The sequence below is a fragment of the Caldanaerobius polysaccharolyticus DSM 13641 genome, assembly GCF_000427425.1.
Taxonomy (GTDB): domain Bacteria; phylum Bacillota; class Thermoanaerobacteria; order Thermoanaerobacterales; family Caldanaerobiaceae; genus Caldanaerobius; species Caldanaerobius polysaccharolyticus.
Map to the genome: position 1 here is coordinate 92324 of NZ_KE386494.1, position 22440 is coordinate 114763.

21 protein-coding genes and 1 riboswitch are annotated in these 22440 nt (G+C 40.3%); all 21 genes read right to left on the reverse strand.

The window, feature by feature from the left end:
• Nucleotides 1-10: 10 nt before the first annotated feature.
• The 21 genes from thiM to CALPO_RS0101555 all read right to left on the reverse strand — a co-directional run bounded on the left by thiM (nucleotide 11) and on the right by CALPO_RS0101555 (nucleotide 22438).
• Nucleotides 11-808: a hydroxyethylthiazole kinase gene (gene thiM, locus CALPO_RS0101450; protein ID WP_026485735.1), complete on the reverse strand. Its 798-nt coding sequence runs from the start codon at nucleotides 806-808 to the stop codon at nucleotides 11-13.
• 1 nt (nucleotide 809) lies between these two features.
• A complete protein-coding gene (gene cytX, locus CALPO_RS0101455; protein ID WP_218915131.1) occupies nucleotides 810-2000 on the reverse strand; it encodes a putative hydroxymethylpyrimidine transporter CytX in 1191 nt (396 codons plus the stop codon).
• Complete coding sequence (gene thiD / locus CALPO_RS0101460) at nucleotides 1990-2796, reverse strand: bifunctional hydroxymethylpyrimidine kinase/phosphomethylpyrimidine kinase (protein ID WP_026485737.1); 807 nt, start codon at nucleotides 2794-2796, stop codon at nucleotides 1990-1992. Before thiD ends, cytX begins: the two co-directional genes overlap by 11 nt.
• A 68-nt stretch (nucleotides 2797-2864) precedes the next feature.
• A riboswitch (TPP riboswitch) is annotated at nucleotides 2865-2967 on the reverse strand.
• An 83-nt stretch (nucleotides 2968-3050) separates the two neighbouring features.
• The gene (locus CALPO_RS0101465) at nucleotides 3051-3323 is read right to left on the reverse strand and encodes a hypothetical protein (protein WP_026485738.1); all 273 of its coding nucleotides are present in this window, start codon (nucleotides 3321-3323) and stop codon (nucleotides 3051-3053) included.
• A 336-nt stretch (nucleotides 3324-3659) separates the two neighbouring features.
• Nucleotides 3660-3743 carry a putative holin-like toxin gene (locus tag CALPO_RS15190; RefSeq protein ID WP_407638211.1) on the reverse strand — a complete coding sequence of 28 codons (84 nt, stop codon included), beginning with the start codon at nucleotides 3741-3743 and terminating at the stop codon, nucleotides 3660-3662.
• Between the two features lie 264 nt (nucleotides 3744-4007).
• Nucleotides 4008-4946: an SPFH domain-containing protein gene (locus CALPO_RS0101475; RefSeq protein ID WP_026485739.1), complete on the reverse strand. Its 939-nt coding sequence runs from the start codon at nucleotides 4944-4946 to the stop codon at nucleotides 4008-4010.
• A complete protein-coding gene (locus CALPO_RS0101480; protein ID WP_051585772.1) occupies nucleotides 4943-5350 on the reverse strand; it encodes an NfeD family protein in 408 nt (135 codons plus the stop codon). The genes CALPO_RS0101475 and CALPO_RS0101480 overlap by 4 nt, the downstream gene beginning before the upstream one ends.
• Nucleotides 5351-5441: 91 nt before the next feature.
• Nucleotides 5442-5861, reverse strand: coding sequence for a GtrA family protein (locus CALPO_RS0101485; RefSeq protein ID WP_026485741.1), 420 nt, complete (start codon nucleotides 5859-5861; stop codon nucleotides 5442-5444).
• 9 nt (nucleotides 5862-5870) lie between these two features.
• Nucleotides 5871-6833 carry a glycosyltransferase family 2 protein gene (locus CALPO_RS0101490; RefSeq protein WP_026485742.1) on the reverse strand — a complete coding sequence of 321 codons (963 nt, stop codon included), beginning with the start codon at nucleotides 6831-6833 and terminating at the stop codon, nucleotides 5871-5873.
• Nucleotides 6834-6859: 26 nt separating this feature from the next.
• The gene (locus tag CALPO_RS0101495) at nucleotides 6860-8311 is read right to left on the reverse strand and encodes a glycosyltransferase family 39 protein (RefSeq protein ID WP_026485743.1); all 1452 of its coding nucleotides are present in this window, start codon (nucleotides 8309-8311) and stop codon (nucleotides 6860-6862) included.
• A gap of 235 nt (nucleotides 8312-8546) precedes the next feature.
• Complete coding sequence (locus CALPO_RS14085; RefSeq protein WP_084295120.1) at nucleotides 8547-9074, reverse strand: RNA-guided endonuclease TnpB family protein; 528 nt, start codon at nucleotides 9072-9074, stop codon at nucleotides 8547-8549.
• A 265-nt stretch (nucleotides 9075-9339) separates the two neighbouring features.
• Nucleotides 9340-10140: an ABC transporter ATP-binding protein gene (locus CALPO_RS0101505; protein ID WP_026485745.1), complete on the reverse strand. Its 801-nt coding sequence runs from the start codon at nucleotides 10138-10140 to the stop codon at nucleotides 9340-9342.
• Complete coding sequence (locus CALPO_RS0101510) at nucleotides 10137-11138, reverse strand: ABC transporter ATP-binding protein (protein ID WP_026485746.1); 1002 nt, start codon at nucleotides 11136-11138, stop codon at nucleotides 10137-10139. Before CALPO_RS0101510 ends, CALPO_RS0101505 begins: the two co-directional genes overlap by 4 nt.
• Before the next feature lie 5 nt (nucleotides 11139-11143).
• Nucleotides 11144-11980: an ABC transporter permease gene (locus CALPO_RS0101515; protein ID WP_026485747.1), complete on the reverse strand. Its 837-nt coding sequence runs from the start codon at nucleotides 11978-11980 to the stop codon at nucleotides 11144-11146.
• Nucleotides 11981-11986: 6 nt separating this feature from the next.
• On the reverse strand, nucleotides 11987-12991 hold the full coding sequence (locus CALPO_RS0101520) for an ABC transporter permease (protein WP_026485748.1): 1005 nt from the start codon (nucleotides 12989-12991) through the stop codon (nucleotides 11987-11989).
• A 20-nt stretch (nucleotides 12992-13011) separates the two neighbouring features.
• Entirely contained in the window at nucleotides 13012-14820 is a 1809-nt protein-coding gene (locus CALPO_RS0101525) for an ABC transporter substrate-binding protein (protein WP_026485749.1), read from the reverse strand.
• Nucleotides 14821-15205: 385 nt separating this feature from the next.
• Nucleotides 15206-17053, reverse strand: coding sequence for an ABC transporter ATP-binding protein (locus tag CALPO_RS0101535; RefSeq protein WP_174391323.1), 1848 nt, complete (start codon nucleotides 17051-17053; stop codon nucleotides 15206-15208).
• A 35-nt stretch (nucleotides 17054-17088) separates the two neighbouring features.
• On the reverse strand, nucleotides 17089-19314 hold the full coding sequence (locus CALPO_RS0101540; RefSeq protein WP_026485751.1) for an ABC transporter ATP-binding protein: 2226 nt from the start codon (nucleotides 19312-19314) through the stop codon (nucleotides 17089-17091).
• A gap of 27 nt (nucleotides 19315-19341) precedes the next feature.
• The gene (locus tag CALPO_RS0101545; protein WP_026485752.1) at nucleotides 19342-19782 is read right to left on the reverse strand and encodes a MarR family winged helix-turn-helix transcriptional regulator; all 441 of its coding nucleotides are present in this window, start codon (nucleotides 19780-19782) and stop codon (nucleotides 19342-19344) included.
• A gap of 201 nt (nucleotides 19783-19983) precedes the next feature.
• Complete coding sequence (gene arfA, locus CALPO_RS0101550) at nucleotides 19984-21507, reverse strand: arabinosylfuranosidase ArfA (protein ID WP_026485753.1); 1524 nt, start codon at nucleotides 21505-21507, stop codon at nucleotides 19984-19986.
• Between the two features lie 31 nt (nucleotides 21508-21538).
• Nucleotides 21539-22438 (reverse strand): carbohydrate ABC transporter permease, encoded by a 900-nt coding sequence (locus CALPO_RS0101555; protein ID WP_084295121.1) that lies wholly within the window; start codon nucleotides 22436-22438, stop codon nucleotides 21539-21541.
• Between the last annotated feature and the right edge of the window lie 2 nt (nucleotides 22439-22440).

The window sequence follows — 22440 nt, forward strand, 5'->3', positions numbered from 1 at the left end:
GCCAATTATATTATTTGTTAATTTCTATTTTAATTCCTTTTTTTATCTTTTCTTCTGTAAGGTTATATACTTCATCGAAGAATGCCATCTTAAAACTGGCTGGCCCTTTAACTGCGCTACTGGATGCGGCTAGCTCGCCTGCCAGCCCAAAAGAAACAAATGCCGCTATCGTAGATTCAAAACTGTCTTTATTAGCACCACAAAAACTTCCCACCACCGACGTGAGCATGCAGCCTGTACCGGTGATGGTCCCCATCATAGGATGACCATTTCTAACATAGGCTACATTTTCTCCATCGGTAATCATATCGGTTGCTCCTGTAATTGCTACCACTGCTTTGTACTTGCTTGCCATCTCCTTAGCAGCACCAACAATATCTTCTGCACTGTACGCAGCTTCCACTCCTCTTATTTTTCCATCTCTACCAGCAAGAATGGCTATCTCTGAGCTATTTCCCTTTATTACAGACACCTTGATTTTCTCCAGTATCCTTTTAGCACTGTCCGTTCTCATTGCCGTAGCTCCGGCACCCACAGGGTCCAATACAACTGGTATTTTGAGGGAATTTGCAACTATTCCTGCTTTTATCATGGCATTCACTTGTTCCTTTGTAAGAGTGCCAATATTTAAAACCAGGGCTTGGGCAGCGCTTACCATTTCCTCTACCTCTTCTAAAGCATGGGCCATTACTGGCAGCGCCCCTATGGCAAGGGTTATATTGGCACAATCATTAATGGTAACCGTGTTAGTTATATGATGAACTAATGGTTTTTTATTCCTTAGATTTGTAAGCAAGCCTTCTAGCATCTTACATTCCTCCTAGTGACTTAAATGCTAAGTTAATTTTATGGATAATTAAATAAATAATGCCAGTAAGTATTACATCAGGCATTGTAACACCAATAACCGTGTCATACCTTAACAAAACATAGTAAAGCATCACACCTATAGCCCACGAAATCAAAGCCTCTACATTAAATCTCTGGCTATTCTTATTTTCTTTAAAAATAAAATAACCTATCACCAGCACTGCAAAAAGCGGTGCAAATGTTGAGCCTATAGCGTAGAGAAAATTTTCGTACTGGTCCATAGGAAATACGAGGGCGATTACCGTGCCTATAATACCCATAACCACAGATACCAGTCTTTCATTTCCGCTCTTAATATTCAGGAACGATATACCCGAAGAATATACATCTAAAAATGTTGTAGTAACAGTTGATATAATCACTATTATCAAAGCGTAAATCCCTAAACCTGCTTTTAACATTATATCTGTCGGATCACTACTGTTGAATACAAGGGCTGTGCTTAAGCCTATGATATACATCCATGAGCTCCCTATAAAGTAGCCAAGCCAAGTAGCGACAGCTGAGCCTTTTTCTGATTCAGCGGCTCTTGTATAATCAGATATCAGTGGAAGCCACGATAAAGGCATAACTACTGCCAGCTCAAAACCCTGTCCAAAGCTCATGCCACCTTTGATTCTATCTGGCATACCTCCTTTAAACACCGAAAAACTCATAACCATCGTTAGAATAAGCAATAATATGACGGCAATATTATTTATCACATTAAAACCCCGGTTTCCTGCATATATCCATAGTATTACCAGCAGACCTGTGATCAACGCCCAAACATAGAAGTTGTCAAATCCCCACAGCTTTATAGATATAGAATTCAATGAGCGGCCTGATATAATTATCATCACAGCAGTCCATCCCATAAGCTGGAGGATATTAAGAATGGAAAATAAATAAGAACCGTATATTCCGAAAGCATAGCGGGTAGATTCCATGGAACTGACTTTTTCTCTGAAACCTATTACACCTGTCAGCACAAGTAATGTATTACCAACGACATGCCCCAGCAGGATGGCCACTATTCCTTTTTTAAATCCCATGGGGGCGTATAAGGCCCCTGTCATTATCTCAGCCATAGATATGGCTGCCCCAAACCAGAGTAAAAACATGCTGCGATTGGAAAGCTTAATATTCACATTCATCTCCCCTTACGTGGCAGTTCCAGAAATGATTGGTGGGACCCACCCCATGTCCTATACCCAGTGAGTGCTTTATAGCCCCCGTGATGTAATTCTTTGCTCTCTTTATAGATTCCAATAAGTCATACCCTAAAGCCAAATTAGCAGCAATTGCTGAGGAAAAGGTACATCCTGTACCATGGGTGTTCTCAGTATTAATTCTTTCTGATGTAATCTCATAAAACACCTTGCCATCGTAGAATATATCTAAAGCATCACCAGTGAGATGCCCACCTTTTACAACTACTGTCTTGGCACCAAGATCCAATATCTTCTTAGCAGCCTCTTTCATATCCTCTTTGTCCTTAATCTCAAAGCCACTCAATGCCCCTGCTTCCATAAGGTTGGGCGTAACCACAAGGCTTAATGGGATAAGCTTTCTTTTTAAAGCCTCAATGGCCTCTGGTTTTAATAAATGGTTTCCACTCTTTGAAATCATCACGGGATCTAAGACTACCTTTTCAGGCTTATAATTTTTTAAACCTCCTGCAATAGATTCGATTATGCCTTCATTGGATACCATACCTATTTTCACAGCGTCAGGATATAGGTCTTCAAAGATCGCCTTTATTTGCAGGGCTACCATCTCCGGACTTATATCCTCTATTCCGAGAACGCCAGTGGTATTCTGCGCCGTAATCGATGTAATGACGCTCATACCATAAACTCCATGGGCCGAATAAGTTTTTAAATCCGCCTGTATACCTGCTCCACCACCGGAGTCAGAACCAGCGATAGTAAGTGCTAACTTCACAGTATCACCTCCAAAATAAATTAAGCCCACCTGTATAGGTGGGCATTTTTGTAAAGTCACAAAGCATTTAAAATACTTTGATGCTTCCCTACGCAGGCATTATCCTGACAGGTTCAAGGGTCGGGAACGAGTCCCCTCTCAGCCTCACACGAAGCTCCCCTAGCATCCTCTTATTTAGTTTCTAAATACATCATAATACCTCAATGCTTTACAGTCAAGTTTTAAGAAAAAAGTTATTGTATCATCATTACATTTTAGTCCTTTTTATAGTAATTATTATTAATAGCACAATCCGTATAGCCTAACAGGTACGCCGTAGTATATCCTAATTGTGCTACTTTCTTAGCAGCTTCAACGACATCTATTAGCAAGTTCATATCAATACCAACAGCTTTAAGTTGCTTTGCTAACGCATTATATTTATTGGCATAATCATTCCAAACAGCATCAAACATAGGATTATCAGTAATGGAAACATTACCATTAACAATATCGATAATATGATTCATAATCGTTTGATTCAACATTCGGTTTTCCCCCTTGCATTTTGTATACTTTTTTGCATAGTATATTTCGCGTTTTTATATCCCGTCATCAATCCTCTTTTCCGCAAATTTTACATATATCCTAACCACCTCCTTTCTTCTCTTTCATTTCCATCGTTTTTTTGTTTATCTCCTCTACCATACTTTCTAAAAATTTTTGGACACAAAAAAGCAGGGTTAAACCCTGCTTTATGGAATATCCCTGTTTACTTTTTTATTACCTGTGCTATAATATAATAATGAGGCAATCGACCGCAATAGGCGGTTGCCCCAAAGTACGGTTAAAATATCATAACCGCTCTGGTGCCAGCAGGGCGGTTATTTTTTTCTCTTAAAATCGAGGATTGCTACGATCAACATACCGAACATTATCATTAATGACAATGTCTGATACATACTCATAGCAACCACCTCCTTAAAAGGAGAGTGGCAACCGCACCTGCTTTTCCGACTGCCTCATGTATATTATACCATAATTGGTAAGTATCTTATAATAAGTACTGCTATGAGTATAAACGGCATAAATTTCAGCTGTGTCTTCAGTTGCACGTTATCTTGCAGTTTTATACATATCGTACACAAGTCCGATAAGGCACGAAATGTATATTATCAGAAAATTGTGTCCGTCTAACACCGCAATTTGAAAAGCAGGCTTTAAACCTGCTTTCAGGGCTTCTTTTCGCTTTTTAAGATTTCTGCTATAGCCGCTATGCTTCCAAGGCTATCCAGAGCTGAATTAGGCAGTATCAGCTTGTTGGCAGGATTTTTAGCCATCTCCTGCAGCGCTTCTATCTGCTTGAGTGCTATGACGGTTTCATTGGTCCCCGATTCTATGATAGCCTTATTGACCAGTGCAATAGCCTTGGCCTGCGCTTCAGCAATGGCCTTTATGGCAGTGGCTCTACCCTCGGCCTCCAAGATTTGAGACTGCTTCAGGCCTTCCGCTCGCCTTATATTGGCCTCCTTTTCCGCCTCCGCCGTCAGTATCTTCGCCTGCTTTTCGCCTTCGGCCCTTGCTATGGCACTTTGCTTTTCACCTTCCGCCTGAAGTATCATCGCCCTCTTATCCCTTTCGGCCTTCATCTGCTTTTCCATCGCCTGTCGTATCTCGTCAGGCGGTATGATGTTCTTTATTTCCACTGACAGGATTTTAATGCCGTATGCGTCCGTCAGCTGATCCACCACCTTGAGAAGCTCCGCATTAATTTTATCCCTGCCGGATAGAACTTCATCAAGGGTCATATTGCCAATTATGTTTCGCATATTGGTTATAGTGGAGTAAATGATACCAGATTTGTAGTCCTCGATATTGTATATGGCATCTCGTGCGTTCATGACCTTAAAAAATATTACGTTGTCTACAGAAATCTTGACGTTATCCTTTGTTATAACGCTTTGAGGCTCTATATCCAATATCTGCTGCTTTGTCGATACTTTTGCCCTTACGTAGTCCAGAAACGGTATTATGACATGCCAGCCCGGTTCCAGCACTTTGTAGAACTGCCCCAGACGCTCCACGATGAACACGTTGCCTGTTGTTACGATTTTAATTGAAGCAAAAAGCACGATCAAGATGAAAATCAAAACGATGATACCAAAAATCATTTTTTATCATCCTCCACTTTTTTAATCAAAAACTTACTATCCTCTATACCGATCACTTCAACCGTATTCCCTTTTTTTATAGGTTCTCCCGTATTCTTAACCCTCCAGTATATTCCTCCTATTTTCATCTCGCCCTCTTCTTCAATATCATCGGGTACTGTAAACCGTTGGCCGATGTACTTATTCTCAAACGGAGAAAAATGCGGCACGGTCCTCTTTAAGTTTTTTCGCACATAGGGGTAAATAAGCAGTATGAGCACGATACTCACGATGAGAAAACAAAGCAACTGCGTCAAAAAAGATAACCCGATCAAATACACAGCGATGGCTATTACTCCGCCGACCGAAAAGAACACGAAAAAAATATTGCTGGTCAACAAATCCAGGATCGCCGCGACAATCACTATTGCAAGCCACAGCTCTACAATAATAACACCTTCTTTCTTTTATACCTATTATATCATATTTCTAACTTTACTGTTACATTTTGTTTTTCTAATCTTTTAGAAAAACCCAGTATTTATATAATAGATAGTTTATAATCTGAGCGCACAACGTCGCTAAAATTTTAGCAATCAAAATCGAGCTTACCCAATAGGTTTTTGCAATTTTTATCACGAAAATAGAGCAAGTTAGTGAAATTGCGTTTACAGTACCAAATTTTATAGCTTTAATAAAAATAATCTTCCCTGTTGTCCTGTCTTCAAAGGTCCATTTTTTATTTAAAATAAAGCTATTTATTGTCCCTGCAGTATAGCCGCTTATTTGACTTAATGAATAATTTATGTGAAAAATTGAATAACAGAAGAAAAACACAGCAAAGTCTATCAAAGTATTTAAAATACCGACCATAGAAAATTTACCTATTTCTATAATTTGCTTTATTCTCTTTAGTTTTGTCCAGCTATAGATCATTTTCTTCACCTATTCAATTTCTTTTAAACTCTCGTCAGCTATCTCTTCTATCAAAAACAACGGCCTTCTTTTTACTTCCTTGTAGATTTTACCTATGTACTCCCCGATCAATCCTAAGGCCATCAGCTGCATTCCACCGATAAACCATATTGAAATAGAAAGAGATGTCCAACCCGGTACCACATCGCCTTTAATCTTTTGAATTATGGAGTATATAAGAATTATTATACTCAGCGCAAACATTAAAAAACCTGCCAGTGTTATATATCTTATTGGCTTTATTGAAAAGGATGTAATTCCATCAAAGGCGAATGCCAACATCTTTTTAAGAGGATACTTGGTTTTTCCTGCCATTCTTTTTTGCCTTTTGTAATGTACCGTGGTAGATTTAAGACCTATAAGCGGTATTATCCCACGTAAAAATAGATTCCTTTCTTCAAATCTCATCAGATACTCTACTGCTCTTTTGCTCATAAGCCTGTAGTCGGCGTGGTTGTAGACAATCTCGACACCCAAAAATCGCATAAGCTTGTAAAAAGACTGAGCAGTAAATCTCTTAAAAAACGTATCCACTTCTCTTTCACTTCTTACACCATAAACAATTTCATAGCCTTGTATAAATTTATCTATAAACTCATCAATAACATTTATATCATCTTGTAAATCAGCGTCCAATGTAATGACACAATCAGCAAAGTTTACAGCATAGCTCATTCCGGCCATCAATGCATTCTGATGTCCGCAGTTTCGCGATAGTTTCACGCCAGAAAAACGCTCATTTTGCGCGGCGCTTTTGATCAGTTTCCATGTATTATCTCCACTACCATCGTCAACAAAAAGCACTTTACTATCCTGGTGTATTAGATCTTTTTCTACAAGAGCATTTAACTTTTCGTTCATTCTGTCAATTGTAAAAGGCAATACTTCTTCTTCGTTGAAACAGGGAATCACAAAAAATACCTTAGGTTTCATTTTGCTTTTCAGCTCCTTTCTTAGCCTTATTTTACCAAGTACCTTGGAGAGGTCAAAATCTTTAAATTTCTCAATCCAAACGCTGCTATAGGAATTAAACAAACTATCGCAGGATAATGATAACGAGACTGAACCTCTAAAAACGCATAGGCTATAACGTGAATCGAGAATACCATCGCTGGAACTATCGACTTTTTGTTTTCTCTACTTATTGATAATCCACAAAACACGAAAAACAAAATAGCGAGATAGTAAATTTGAAGGACAACTATTAACATGTTTTTCATAAATGGAATTTTTAACAAACGGGTATTAGAAGACTGCTCAAAGCTCCAGCTTATCGCATATAGTTCATCTCCCCACATTATCCTAGTTTTTTCTTCGACAAGATTCAAAAATCTTAACGGATGTGATCTAATCCTTTCTATTGCAGTTTTTGCGCTTTCTTTATGGACCTTGTCAAAGTCATAGTTGTATTTACTGAGTATTAAAGCATCCTCGTTGTTATACATTCCGTGTGAATAATAGTTTGTACCAACCATCAAATTGTATCCCATTGACGAACGAAGGGTTATTCCCGTCAGATCTTTTGTAGTAATGCCTAATACTTCCATGGTTATTAAAAAGAAGACAAACACAAAGACGAACTTCTTAACAAAGCCCTTGAGTGCGCGCTTATGGCTTAAAACGATGCCTGCTATCAAAAACACTATTAATAGCATCTGAGCTATTGGCCTGATAAATTGAGCCAATGCTACGCAAATACCGCAGATTATAGCCAATAAAACACTTCGCTTAGAATCCTCTTCTATACATTTCATAAACAGTATAATAGCTGTTAAAAATAATGTCATAAATAACCGCTCAGAAGCTATTGTCGATGAATACATAATCTGGGATGGCCAAAGTGCATAAAGCACTGCTGAAACTCTTGCTACATTAGGATTGTAAATCATCTTTGCCAATATGTAAACTAGAACAATGTTCATAGTAGAAATAAATATATTAAACAAACTCCCTGTCGAAACAAACGGACCAAAAAGAAAATAGACAAAACCTAAAAATAAAGGAAAACCAAATCTGTGCGGAAATATTACGCATGTCTTATCAAGGGGTAGATAATTCCCTTTGCTAATTTTTTCAGCGTAATTGTGATAAAACAAAAAATCTGATACAGGTAACGGCTTCGTGAAAATATAATAAAATATTCTCAATAAAAAAGCTATAGATAGTAAAATAATGACAAAAGATACCTCGCCAATGGTACCAACTTTTATTTTACTTGCTTGTACTTTTAGAAGGAAAAAAACGATCATATATATGATAATAATCAGCATGTAAGAAGGATATCCTGTAACTATATTACTTCGCTGAAAAAGAGATATTAAAAAAATATAGGCCACAGACAATAAACTAAAGTACATCAATGATTTAAAAATTTTTTCTTTAATATCTGCAAAAAAGAAATTACCCGTCACTCATCCCAACCCTTTCTCTCACATATCGATTTAATAAATATTATACAATATCGTTTATAAAAAGAAAATGGCGAGCAAACAGCTTCTTCCGGCCGTTCTTTCGCCATAATTTTACTATTATATATTACATTCACCCAGCAATTCTGACATCCTCCCACGGGTAAACCCGTGGGGTTCTTTCCCCACGAGGCCGTGGTACGAACGGTTTTATACTTCGCGGCTGTTCAAGCAAGCCCTATGCAGCCTGTTTGAACGTCCCCTGTTCACGGCCTTTCGGTGTGGTTTTTCTCCACACAAACAGGTTGACCGCAGGGCGTGCCAGCACGCCCACTACTCCTGACTGAATCGGCACAGCCGCTCCAGTCTCACGGAGATACCTCTGCAAAATGTTGTACGCTCCCACCACATCCGCATTGAACGCTTTATCGCAGTGAACAAACAACCCACGGTATATACGGGCTTTTTTCTCACTCCTGCCGCATAATGGACACGTGGTGCTGGTGCTCCTCTCCGATGTCTTTATCACCCGTATTCCTGCAAGGGCTGCCTTATAGGTGAGCAGCTCTATTATCCTGCTGAATGGCCATTCATAAAGCTTCTGATTGCCCGCATCTCCCCAGTCTTTATCCTCGCGAATACCTTTTAATTCGCCTACCACAATGGTGGAAACATTGTGGGCAACCGACAGATCAACCAGCCATCTGGTCAGAACGTGCAGGTAGTGATTTCGCTGCCTGCCCCATTTGATATTCGTTCGACGCAGCGTCTGCTATCAGGCTTGGTACACTTGGCTTTTTCCTTCTGAAAGTATCGGTCGAGATCCCACATTCACTTCTGTAATCTATCCTCTGTGATAAATATCACAGACAAAGAAAAGATTATATGCCTGCGTAAAAAACTGTAAAAAAAGAGTTACAGGGACACTTATCTTTGAAAATTTTAAAGTTGTTACGATAGAAATACGATATACAGCTGACAAATACGAAAGAGCCATCTAAGCGTAGAGATCTAAGATGGCTCTTTGCATATTAAAACTCCCAGCGGCTTTGAATCTTTGGCACATCGCTTAAGAGATGCTTGGTATAATCTTGTGTGGGGTTTAAAATAACGTCATCAGGAAGTCCTTCCTCAACAAAGCAACCACTTTTCATAATGTATATTTTATCAGATACGTAATAGGCAAGGCCGATATCATGAGTGATAAAGACAACCGTCATCTTTGTTTCATCGCGCAGTTTGAGTATCATGTCGAGGATATTCGCACGCGAACAAGCATCAATCATGGAGGTAGGTTCATCGGCAATTACAATCTTGGGGCGCAACATGAATATACGGGCTATCATAAGCCTTTGCATCTGCCCACCGGAAAGCTCAAAGGGGTATTTATTAGAGATCTCTTCAAATTTCAGGTTGACAAAATCACAAGCCTCTTTCATCCTCTGATATTTTTCCTCTTTTGTTAATGATTTCTGGCCTTGCAATTTTATGCAATCTAGCAGCAGTGTGTCAACTTTGCTAAAAATATTAAACGAAGAAAATGGGTCCTGAAAAATCGGCTGCACATTCCTCCAGTATGCTTTGCGCTTTTTCTGGGTTGTGATGTCTCTGGGTTTGCCTTCGTAATAAATTTCCCCCTCTGTCATGTTAAGCAAACCGAGTATCATTCTTGCCAGCGTCGTTTTTCCGCTGCCACTTTCGCCTACTATGGATATTATCTCACCGCGACAAAACTCGAAATTGACATGATCCACAGCAGTGAACCTTGTCCTTCCATTTATAAACACCCTCGTTACATTTTTCCCACTTAGGAGCACTTCGTTTTTCTTCATTTGCCATACATCTCCTTAAGCGCACCCGCTTGTAATATGCATCTATACCCTCTGCCGTTCACCGTTTTTATAGGTATCTTGCCTTTTTTGCATTCACTTTTAACGTACCTGCATCGATCGGCAAAACGGCAGCCTTCTGATACATATTTCAGATCTGGCGGAGCACCAGGAATAGATATAAGCTTTTTGCTGCGCGTGCCTTTTTCAGGGACAATAATCGAATCCATAAGGCCTTTTGAATACGGGTGCAAAGGGTCAAAAATCATTTCTTGGGCCGTCCCGTACTCGACAATTTCACCTGCGTACATAACCATTATATTGTCCGCCACATTGTAGAGAAGGGGCAACTCATGGGTTATAAAAACCATTGATTTAATAAAACCCCTCTTCATTAAATCTTTTAAAAGTTTAATGACCATTTTTTGAGACGTAACATCCAAAGCTGACGAGGGTTCATCAGCGATAAGCACTTTGGGGTTCAATATTGTGGATATGGCGATTACCGTTCGCTGTTTCATACCACCTGAAAGCTCTATTGGATATTTGTTGAGAACTTCCCTCGGCAGATTGAGCGTTTCAAACCTCTCGGCCGCCATTTCGATTACATCTTTTTTACTCATATCCGGCCTATGTTCTTTCATGACATCTTCAATAAGGTTGATTATTCTTTGAGTGGGATTTAATGCATTCATAGCCGCCTGAGGTATATAAGCTATCTCACTGCCAAGCACCTTGACCCTTAATTGATTAAATTTCATCCTAGTAATATCCATCCCATCAACTTTAACGGTGCCGCTTTCATAGCGAAGCGGTGGAAAATAATAACCCATTATACTCATGGCCAATGTGGATTTACCACAACCGGATTCGCCAGCAATGCCTAAGCACTTACCTTCTTCCACCTCCAGCGAAACCCCGTCAACAGCATGGACTTCCTCGCCAAATCTTGTCCTGTATTTACTCCTTAATTCATGGACTTCTAACAACTTTTTTCCCATAATTATTAGCTCCTTATCTGCGGATTGAAAATTTGATCCAGCCCTGTATTCATTAAATTAAGGGAAAATGTAATCAATGCAATCGTCAAAACCACAGGTATAAAAGCCCACCATGCACCGCTCATATGCGCCTCGTACATTGTCGCCCAGCTTAACATAAGGCCTAATGTCGCCGTATTTTGTGGTCCCAAACCCAGCATGGATATCTGGGCTTCAGAGAGAATTCCCGAGGCAACCTGAAGGATAAACGCCATAGCTACATATGATGCCACATAAGGCAATATTTCAACAGCTATTATCTTAGGTGTACTGTAACCGGACACCTTTGCAAGGTTGACGTGATCGCGATTTCGCAAGGAAATAGTCTGTGCCCTCACAGCCCTCGCTGTCCAGGGCCAGCTTGTAAACCCTATGACCAATGCGGTCGTTATGTACGACCTGGAGCTGATGCTTACAGATACCAGAACCAATATAATGAAAGACGGGATCACAATAAATATGTTAGTAATTGCCGAAAGAATATCGTCTACTATCCCACCGACATAACCGCTAAACAAGCCTATCAGTAACCCAATGGTAGTGGCAATCCCCCCAGCCAGTATGCCGATAATAAGCGATGTCTTGGCACCGGCAATCAGCTCAATAAGTACATTTCTGCCGAAATTATCAGCGCCCAGTGGGAGCTGTCTGCTCGGTTTTGCAAACATAGTCGATGTCATCTCGAGCGGATCTGCGTGGTTCAACAAGGGAAAAATTATCATAATCAAGAGCAATACGGTGAAAATAATAAACCCTACCAGGAATTTACCTGATCCAAAAGTGATTTTAAGCTGATTTTTCATAACCTATCACTCCTGTTGCACCGCTTTTATTCTTGGATCTACTAGGCCATAAATAATATCGACGACAAAATTAGCTATTAGCACTGCCGTAGTGATTAATAAAGTACACCCCGAGATAAGGGGAAAATCCTGTGAGGTAATCGCATTAAACAAAGCATACCCTATACCAGGATAGCTGAATACAATCTCCGTAACCAGTGCGCCGCCAACCATCGTACCCAGCGAAAGCGCAAGGCCGGTTATCTGCGGAAGCATCGCGTTTTTAAACACATACCTTACAATTCTCCTGTCTTTAAGGCCTAACAAACGGCAGTACTTGACATAATCTGCATTAAGTTCGTAAATAGACATTTCCCTCATGCCCAGCGATTGCCCTCCAATGGCGATCAAAACTATTGACCAGAACGGCAATTGATAATGTTTAAGGACCGATAATAAAAATGGCAAAGTCGGACTGGGTATCATGTCAAAGGCGTATCCGCCGCTGGCAGGAGCTATTTTGAGAATAACGCTAAACAGCCATACCAAAATAATGGCAAAGCCAAAAGATGGAATGCAGCTTATAAAGAGGAATACAGGAAATATGACCTTATCAAAAACCTTCTTTTTATAAGCGGCGATAGCCCCCAGAACGTTACCCAACACCCAGCCCACGATAATAGCAGGTAACTGAAGTCCTATTGTCCATGGCAGTGCACTGGCAAGTATATCAGTAACTTTGCGCGGGTACTGCCCAAAGGATGTACCCATATCGCCGTGGAAAAGGTTAGCCACATAAATAAAGAACTGCTCCAATAGAGGTTTATCCAGGCCAAATTCCCTTTCAAATGTCTCGTATACGCGTTTTATCGAATCGGTGTCAGCCATACCGCTGGTCATTTTGGAAATAACGGTTGATACCGGATTGCCCGGTATCAACCTTGGTAAAAGAAAGTTTAATACCACTGCCACGATAAACGTTATCACATACCATATGATTTTATTAACGATATACCTCTTATAACCCTTCACGCACAACCACCTTTGCTTGTTCATTTAGAAGCATGAATCTTATACAGAGCTGCTACACCATAACCATCCATGCATATCTGCGGCGGAATATTGGTTCCATCGCCTTCTACAGGAAATCCGCTCCAAACTGAGGTGTTTACGGTGTAAAAATCTGCTGGCCTATACATGAGACCGATCATAGGAACGTCCTGGAGGTAAATCTTATTGAGCTTTGTCCACGCTTCTTTTAGCTGCGCTTGATCGGTAATAGTCGGGATCTGACTGAGCAGATTGTCGACCTCCGGATTCTTGTAGCGGCCGTAGTTGCGAAATGCGGTTTCCCCAACAGGAGGCACTCCTTGAGAGCTCATAGCTTGATATGCACGCATCCACGGAGAGGAAATACCCACGCCTTGATATGAGTACATAGCCATGTCGAATTTCCCTGTCTGCAAATCATTAATCCACACTGATTGCTGCGGGAAATATGTCTGCACATCAATTCCTATCGCTTTGCTGGACGATGCAACAATTTCCAAAGCTGCATTCCAATCAGACCAGCCAGATGGGCACTCAACCTTGAAGGAAAGCTTGTGGCCATTTAAAACCCTGATTCCATCAGGGCCTTTTTTGGCTCCTATAGAGTCGAGCAAAGCGTTAGCGCCTGCTATATCATTGGATTTCCATTGCAGGCTGGCGATTTGATTTTGATCGATCAGTTTCTGTTCCGGATCCGTTGGAAGCATTAAAGACGGTGACATTTTTTGCGAATAGCCGCTCATGGCATTTGCAGCAATTTTATCATAATCAATGGCCATAGCAATGGCTCTGCGTACATTGGGATTGTCAAGGCCTGGCTTTGTCGTATTGATGACAAGCCATGGGATTACACCAGGTACATAATAAGGCGGCTTAGATAGATAAGTTTTTACATTAGGTCCAAACGTCTGGATATTTGGTGTAAACTGCTGAGAAACGTCAACCTGATTCTGCCTAAGCGCGGTGTCGCCAGCCGCATTGTCTTTAAATATGTTATGAACTATATACTTTGGTGCCGGCAACTTGCCCCACATAGAAGGTGACTTTCCCCAGTAGTTATCATCCCTTATGAGAACGATTTTACTATCGTCATAATAGAATACTTTATATGGTCCAGATCCAACCGGGTCTTTGTTGACCTCGTTTGAAATCTTTGTGAAATCGTTATTGTCGTTTTGCTCGATCGTCGTCCATACGTGCTTAGGCAAAATGTAAACTGATTCCAGTGCCTCCTCCACCATCAGCGGGTTTTTGTTTGTACTCTTCACTTTAAACTCAACGGTGTAATCGTCTTTCGCTGTAACGCTATCGAGGTACTCCCAATAGCTTGACCAGTTGACAGGGTACTTCTTGCCTAATTCAAATGTGTATACAACATCTTCGGCCGTTACAGGCTTGCCGTCATTCCAATGGGCATCTTTGTTTAACGTTACTGTGCAAGTGGTATTATCAGACGACCATGAATACTTGGTCCCAAGGAGCGGATACATCTTACCATCGAGTTGATTATACATAAACAGTGTCTCATAAGTAAGCTCACGGGCTATACTCCCTGACGCGATAGGAAAACTTGCTGGATTAGCATTCAGAGGATTAAAGTTGGTTGGAGCCCCCCATTGCAGGCCACTGATATAAAGCGTCTCGTTTCTAGGAGTAGGCTGACCGGGTTTAACTGCTTTATCAGATGAAACACTGTTGCTGGTCTTATTGCTTGTCGTTTTGCTCGAAGTTTCTTTGCTTTTGCAACCAGCAACCAACAACGCTATAATGCTAAACACGAGGATAAAGCTAATAACCTTTTTTAGCTTCATGTTCATCCCTCTCTCATTATTTTTGTGCAAAAACCACATTAAACACCCATCCGCCACAATGACTGAACGCTGATTGCCTTAATTTATCACCACCTTTCCTAAAACCTTTTAAATAAATTCTTATTACAGTAAATTATATATACAAACGCCTCTAAATATTACTTTAGTCTTCCAAAAAAACATTTTCAAAGTCTGAATTCAATCAAATTCAGCCAAATTCATTGAATATTCGCCGTTTTTTTTTTTTCTGAATCTTTCTCATTCTTCCTTGCCTTTTCTTCTTTTATCATTTCTAGCAACAAAAAACAAATGGGAGGTAAACTTCCCTCCCATGTACATTTATATTTACACCATTTTACCCCGTAACTGGATAGCACTCAACCTTTCAGCTTGCCAGTTCATCTCGCTCAAACTGGCTGTTATAAAGGCTTGCATAAAAACCACCTTTTGCCAGAAGCTCTTCATGGGTACCTTGTTCCACGATATCTCCATGATTCATAACGAGTATTAAATCAGCGTTGCGTATTGTAGACAGGCGGTGAGCGATTATAAAGCTGGTGCGGCCTTTCATCAGGTAATCCATAGCCTTTTGTATTTGTATTTCAGTGAGGGTATCTACAGAGCTTGTTGCTTCATCGAGAATGAGAATCTTTGGATCTTTCAATATAGCCCTTGCTATAGTGAGAAGCTGCTTTTGCCCTTGTGAAATATTTGTAGTTTCTTCATTTAATACCATGTTGTAACCGCCAGGCAGTGTGTGTACAAAGCTATCTACATGAGCTGCTTTTGCCGCTTCTATAACTTCTTCATCCGTTGCATCAAGGCGACCATACCGTATATTGTCCATAATAGTGCCATTGTAAAGCCATGTATCCTGTAAAACCATGCCAAACAGTGAGCGCAAGTCTTCGCGGGCAAATTCCCTTATGTCATGTCCGTCAATCAGAATCGCACCCTCATTTACATCGTAAAAGCGCATAAGGAGTTTAACTATAGTGGTTTTTCCTGCACCGGTAGGACCTACGATTGCAACCTTTTGACCTGGTTTAATGCTAACCGAAAAATCATTGATTATAATCTTGTCAGGATTGTACCCAAAGCGAACATGCTTAAATTCAACACTACCTTTGACAGTATCAAGTTTTATAGGATTGGGATTGTCCGGCACTTCTTCTTCTTCCTCTAAGAACTCAAACACGCGTTCTGCACAAGCAGCTGTTTGTTGTAGTATGTTAGAAATATTCGCGATTTGTGCGATTGGCTGTGTAAATGAGCGTACGTACTGTATGAAAGCCTGAATATCCCCAATCTCTATTGCCTTTTTAATTACAAGCCACCCTCCTAAGACCGTTACTACAACATAGCCAAGATTGCCTATAACGTTCATAATAGGCATCATCATACCTGTTAAGAACTGTGATTTCCATGCTACAGTATAAAGCCTATCGTTTAATTCATTGAATTTATCTACGCTCTTCTTTTCACCATTAAAAGCCTTTACTATATTATGTCCACCGTACATTTCTTCCACATGGCCATTTACATGTCCTAAGTAACTCTGCTGTTCTACAAAGTATACCTGGGAATACTTTATTATAATAGTAACGAATACCGCGGATAATGGAATTATAAACAGCGCCACAACAGTCATGAGCCAATTTATACTGAGCATCATGACCAATACCCCAATTACCGTGGTAACCGAAGTAATTATTTGTGTTAAACTCTGATTAAGTGTCTGGCTTATTGTATCCACATCGTTTGTAATACGTGACAGTATTTCACCTTGATTGGTGCTTTCAAAATACTTCAATGGCATACGGTTAATTTTTTCTGATATTTCCTTTCTGAACCGATAAGTAACCTTCATTGAAACACCGGACATAATCCAGCCTTGCAAATAACCAAATATTGAGCTTAATGAATACAGCACTACAAGAATGAGGATTATCCTCCCGATATATTCAAAATCTATACCATTGCCAGTACCTGTGATCTTACTCATTATGCCATCAAAAATTTTTGTTATTGCTTTGCTCAATATTTTTGGACCTACTATGGAGAATACAGCGCTGGCCGATGCAAATATGAACACGACAATTATAGATACCTTATAAACGCTCAGATATCGCATCAGCTTTTTCATCGTGCCTTTAAAATCACGGGCTTTTTCTACACCACGCATCATACCGCCAGGCCCATGACCCATTCCAACACCGCGGAGTCTCGTCATCTTTTTGGGTAATTCTTGCTTGTTATTTTGCCCCTTCATGCCATTTCCTCCTTTGAAAGCTGCGATAAGGCTATTTCTCTGTAAGTATCACAACTTTCTAAAAGTTCTTTATGCTTGCCTATACCAACAATCTTTCCGTCTTCAAGTACAATTATTTGATCTGCATTAGCGATGGTTGAAATGCGCTGCGAAACCATCAAAACCGTGCTTGAACCAAGACGCTCCTTTATGGCTTTCCTTAAAGCCGCCTCTGTTTTAAAATCAAGGGCAGAAAAACTTTCATCAAAAATGTATATTTCAGGTTTTTTCACAAGAGCCCGTGCAATTGACAACCTCTGCTTTTGCCCACCTGATACGTTAGTTCCTCCTTGCGCAATCTCTGAGTCAAGGCGCTTTGGCTTTTCATTAATAAATTCCATCGCCTGAGCTATTTGGGCAGCTTCCCTTACCTCTTCGTCGGATGCACTTTCATTCCCATATTTTAAGTTAGATTTAATAGTACCGCTAAACAACCAACTTTTTTGGGGCACATAACCTATTTTACTGCGAAGTTCATGCTGTGTCACATCTCTTACATTTATTCCATCAATTAGCACTTCACCGCTCGTTGCGTCGTAAAAGCGAAGGATTAAATTGACAAGCGTGGTCTTTCCTGAGCCTGTTCTCCCTATAATGGCTGTCGTCTGGCCCGGCAGTACTTTAAAACTTATGTTTTTCAACGCATCTTCATCAGCACCAGGATACCTAAACGACACATTTCTAAACTCTATCGTCCCTGCCATGTTTTTATCAAAATGCTTTGGATTTTCTGGATCTACAATAGAGGGCTCTGTTTCTAAAATTTCAGCAATGCGCTGCGCGGATACAGACGCCCTTGGAATCATAATAAACAACATCGACAACATTAAGAATGCGAAAATAATTTGTATGGCGTATTGCATAAATGCCATCATGTCTCCTACCTGCATACTTGAATTCTGAATCTGGTGTGCTCCAATCCATACTATTAAAAGCGTAACTCCGTTCATTATAAACATCATAGAGGGAAACATGATAGCCATAGCGCGGTTTACAAAAAGCCCTACCTTTGTAATATCTGTATTTGCATTGTCAAAGCGGCTCTCCTCAAAATTTTGATTATTAAAAGCTCTTATTACCATTATGCCTGAAAGGTTTTCGCGCGTAACCAGGTTAAGCCTGTCAATGAGTTTTTGCATAAGCATAAACCTTGGCATGGCAATAGAGAACAACACTGATATCAAACCCAACAGCACGATGACAGCCAACGCTATGATCCACGACATGGACGTGCTTTTGGCAAGGGCTCTAAACACTCCGCCAATGCCCATTATAGGTGCGTAAAACACCATTCTCATCATGATAACAACAAGCATTTGAATTTGTGTAACATCATTTGTAGTCCTTGTTATAAGGGATGCAGTAGAGAATTTATCAAATTCCGCATTGGAGAAATTCTGGACTTTTGTAAATAAATATTTGCGCAAGTCCCTGGCTAACCCCGCCGCCACCTTTGCCGCAAAAAAGCCAACTACAACCGTACTTACCGCACTTAGCAAAGTTATCAAAAGCATAATTACACCCGTGTTTATGATGTACCCGTTTTGAATTTTATCTGTATTTACACCAAGCGCAGCGTACTCAGCCTTTACAGCGCTGGTTGCGGCCTGTATGACCATGTTGTCACCCAAAGATGTAAACTTTTTATTCATCTCATCTCTTAACTGCAAAAGTTGCGCCTCAGGCATTTTCGCTATCATATCAAACAAATTTACATTCGCTGGTATTTTCCTGCCATTAAATTCAATTACCCCACCTTTTGCATTAGCTTTGGCTTTTTCAATGCCTGCAACGGCAAGAAATGCCTTCCCCATCGGCAGGTTTATTCTGTCGATTTCTGATTTATCAATATCTCTAAGAACATAAACAGGTTCTTTGGAGAGAACAGGATAATCCTTGACATATTTATTATAGTCAGCACTGGATTTATCCACTAACGCGTAGTCCTTTAAAACCTCAGCTTTGTCTTCTGGACTCATAAACAATATCAGCTTATCCATTTGGCTTTTCCTAACAGCTTTAGGAACGGCATTTACGATACCACCTTGCTGTATACCTTTATTAACAATGTTTGACATATAATCAGGCAGAGAAAGGTCACTCATCGCCTGAACAAATATAAAAATTATCGCCATAATGATCATAGCTGTATACGGTTTTAGATACTTTGCTAGTTTTAACATTTTTACACCTTCTTCCTATAGGAGTTTTTAGCGTTTTTCCCTATCTAGTACTTTCTTTAACGTATTTAGACCATCAAGTATAGTGTTTAATTCTTCAGGAGTGGCACTGTTTATAATTTCTTCAATCCTTTTTTCCGCTTCGTCGAAATATTTTTGAAAGCTTCTCTTAAACTCTGGAGTTACATTTACATAAATTACCCTCCTATCCTTAGCGCTCCTGGTCCTTTTAACCAAGCCCTGTTTTTCTAACCTATTAATGATCCCTGAAACGGTACTATTTGACAGCCCAAGTTTTTCGCTTAAATCACTTATTTTCATCTCTCCATAATGAGCCAATACGCCCATCAGTATACTCTGAGGCCCTGTTATATCGATATTTTGGCTCTGATACTTCATTTCCTGCTTTATAATGTCTAATATCTGCTTTAACATCTTAAGGACTTTAAAGCCGTTTTTTATTTCTTCCATATTCACCACCTGCTTATGAAATCGTTCGAATACAAATATTTCGTATTCGAATATTTTAGAATACGAAATATATTTTAAACCTGCTGCAGCAGTTTTGTCAATATACAAAAGCCCAGGGAATCTCTTTTATTTATAAATTGAGATTCCTTGGGCTTTTACAGAAAAGCTGTATAAAATATAGCTACCACATAAGTAAGGCTGTCAAGAGGATTTTGACGACCTCTGCGTCAGGCGAATGACATTCCAGGATAACCTGGGTAAAGATGCTTTTACTACCCCATCCTCGACTGCCGCCTTGCCATTGCTATGGGGTACGACGTTAAACGGATTCTCCTTTGTATTGGTAGCCTTAAGATCCTCATTCTCAAGCACTATGTGCTCTATCACCCTATAACCTTCAAAACCCCTCATCTCGCACTCTAACAGCAAAGAATCCTGTTGATCTCTATTTACCGCAAATATCGTAAGCTCATTGCCGCTTTCGCTTAACACAGCCGCCGCCTCCAGCAACGGCACATCACTAAAATCTTTGCTGTCATATACCGGAGATGAAATGACGGCTTTCAACGACGTGCCTCTGCCGTAATTGGATGCGTGGAGATAAGGATAGTAAATGGTCTGACGCCATGCTCCTCCGTTGTTGTCCGTCATTATAGGCGCGATCACATTTACAAGCTGCGCCAGGCAGGCTATCTTTACTCTATCTGCGTGTTTTAGCAGGGTTATCAGCATGCAGCCTACAAGCAGCGCGTCCTCAAAGGTGTACACGTCCTCCAGAAGCGGTGGTGCTACGGTCCACGGCTGTACCTTTTTGTCAGCTTCGTGGGAATGGAACCATACATTCCACTCGTCAAAGGACAGATTGATTGTCTTGTTGCTCCTCTTTTTTGCTTTTATGTAATCGCAAATAGATACCACTGATTTTATAAACTCATCCATATCCAGTGACTTGGCTAAATAATTGCCTATATCGTCTTCCTGATTGCCGTAGTATGTGTGCAGCGAAACATAGTCCACGTATTCATAGGTGTAATCAAGGACCGTCGCTTCCCACTCTCCAAACGTGGGCATTTTGCTGTTGGAGCTGCCGCAGGCTACCAGCTCTATGGAAGGGTCCACCAGTTTCATAACCTTTGCGGTCTCACACGCAAGACGGCCGTATTCCTGAGCGGTTTTATGGCATATCTGCCATGGGCCATCCATCTCATTGCCCAAACACCATACCTTTATGTTATGGGGTTCGTCGTATCCGTGGGTTTTCCTGAGATCACTCCAATAGGTCCCACCAGGGTGATTGCAATATTCCACCAGATTGCGCGCCTCATCCGCTCCCCGTGTACCCAGATTCACTGCCATCATCACATCAGCATTGACGCGCTTTGCCCACTGCACAAATTCATTGACGCCTACTTCGTTGGTCTCGATGGATCTCCACGCCAGCTCTAACCTGCGGGGTCTTTTTTCTTTTGGCCCTATTCCGTCTTCCCAATTGTAGCCTGAGACAAAGTTTCCTCCGGGATAGCGCACAATCGGCACTTTTAGCTCTTTGACTAGATCTATGACGTCCTTGCGAAAGCCCATATCGTCTGCCTCGGGATGATCGGGCTGGTAAATACCCCCGTATACTGCCCTTCCCAGGTGCTCAATAAAGGAACCGTATATGCGATTGTCGATATCGCCAATTTTATAATCCTTGTCTAAAATCATCTTTGCTTTTTTGTCCATTGTTATCTCTCCTCCTAGTAAAGATTTGTTTTTATCCTTTTATGCCACCTACAGTTAAACCTGACATAAAAGCATCTTGATTTATCAAAAACAATATAACGATTGGTATAATTGACAACACCGAGCCTGACAACAATATACTGTAATTGCTCTCATATGGCGTCAACAGCGACATTAAACCTACAGGAAGCGTAAACATATCGTCAGTTCGCATCACAATCAAAGGCCATAAAAAGTTATTCCAATTTCCTAAAGCCACAAGTATAGCCATCGCCCCAAATGCAGGAAGCATCAACGGAGCCATGATTCTCCAATAAATCCCGAATTCAGTACAGCCATCTATTCTGGCTGCGTCCATAAAACCCTTTGACAGTCCTTCTGCATACTGTCTAAAAAAGAATACTGCAGAAGGAGATACTATTCCCGGTAATATTACTCCCCAGTATGTATTAATCATATGAAAAGACATTATTAATTTGTATAAAGGCAGCAATAACATTTCACCAGGTACCATCATGATAACCAATACTAATGTAAATATAAGATTTCTTCCCTTAAATTGATACATGGCTAATCCATATCCTACCATAGAAGATAAGATCAATGTCAGTACCGTCCCCAAAAAAGTTATTAATAAACTATTTTTATACCACTGTAGGTATAGTCCTCCTTGTTCGCCAAATAAACTTGCGTAATTCTTAAAACTCATTATATTTAAATTTATTTTCATATCTAACCCATTGCGAAATAACTCCGTAGCCGGCTTAAAAGACCCTATCAACAAGTAGTAAAACGGAAATAACGCAAGAATACTTAAAACAGCAAGAAAAGCTAACATAATAACAATAGGTATCAAATTTTTTGCAGAAAGCCTGGTTCTGGAATTTCTGTATTTCGGTTTTATACTCACGGAAGAATTGTTTAATTCCATAT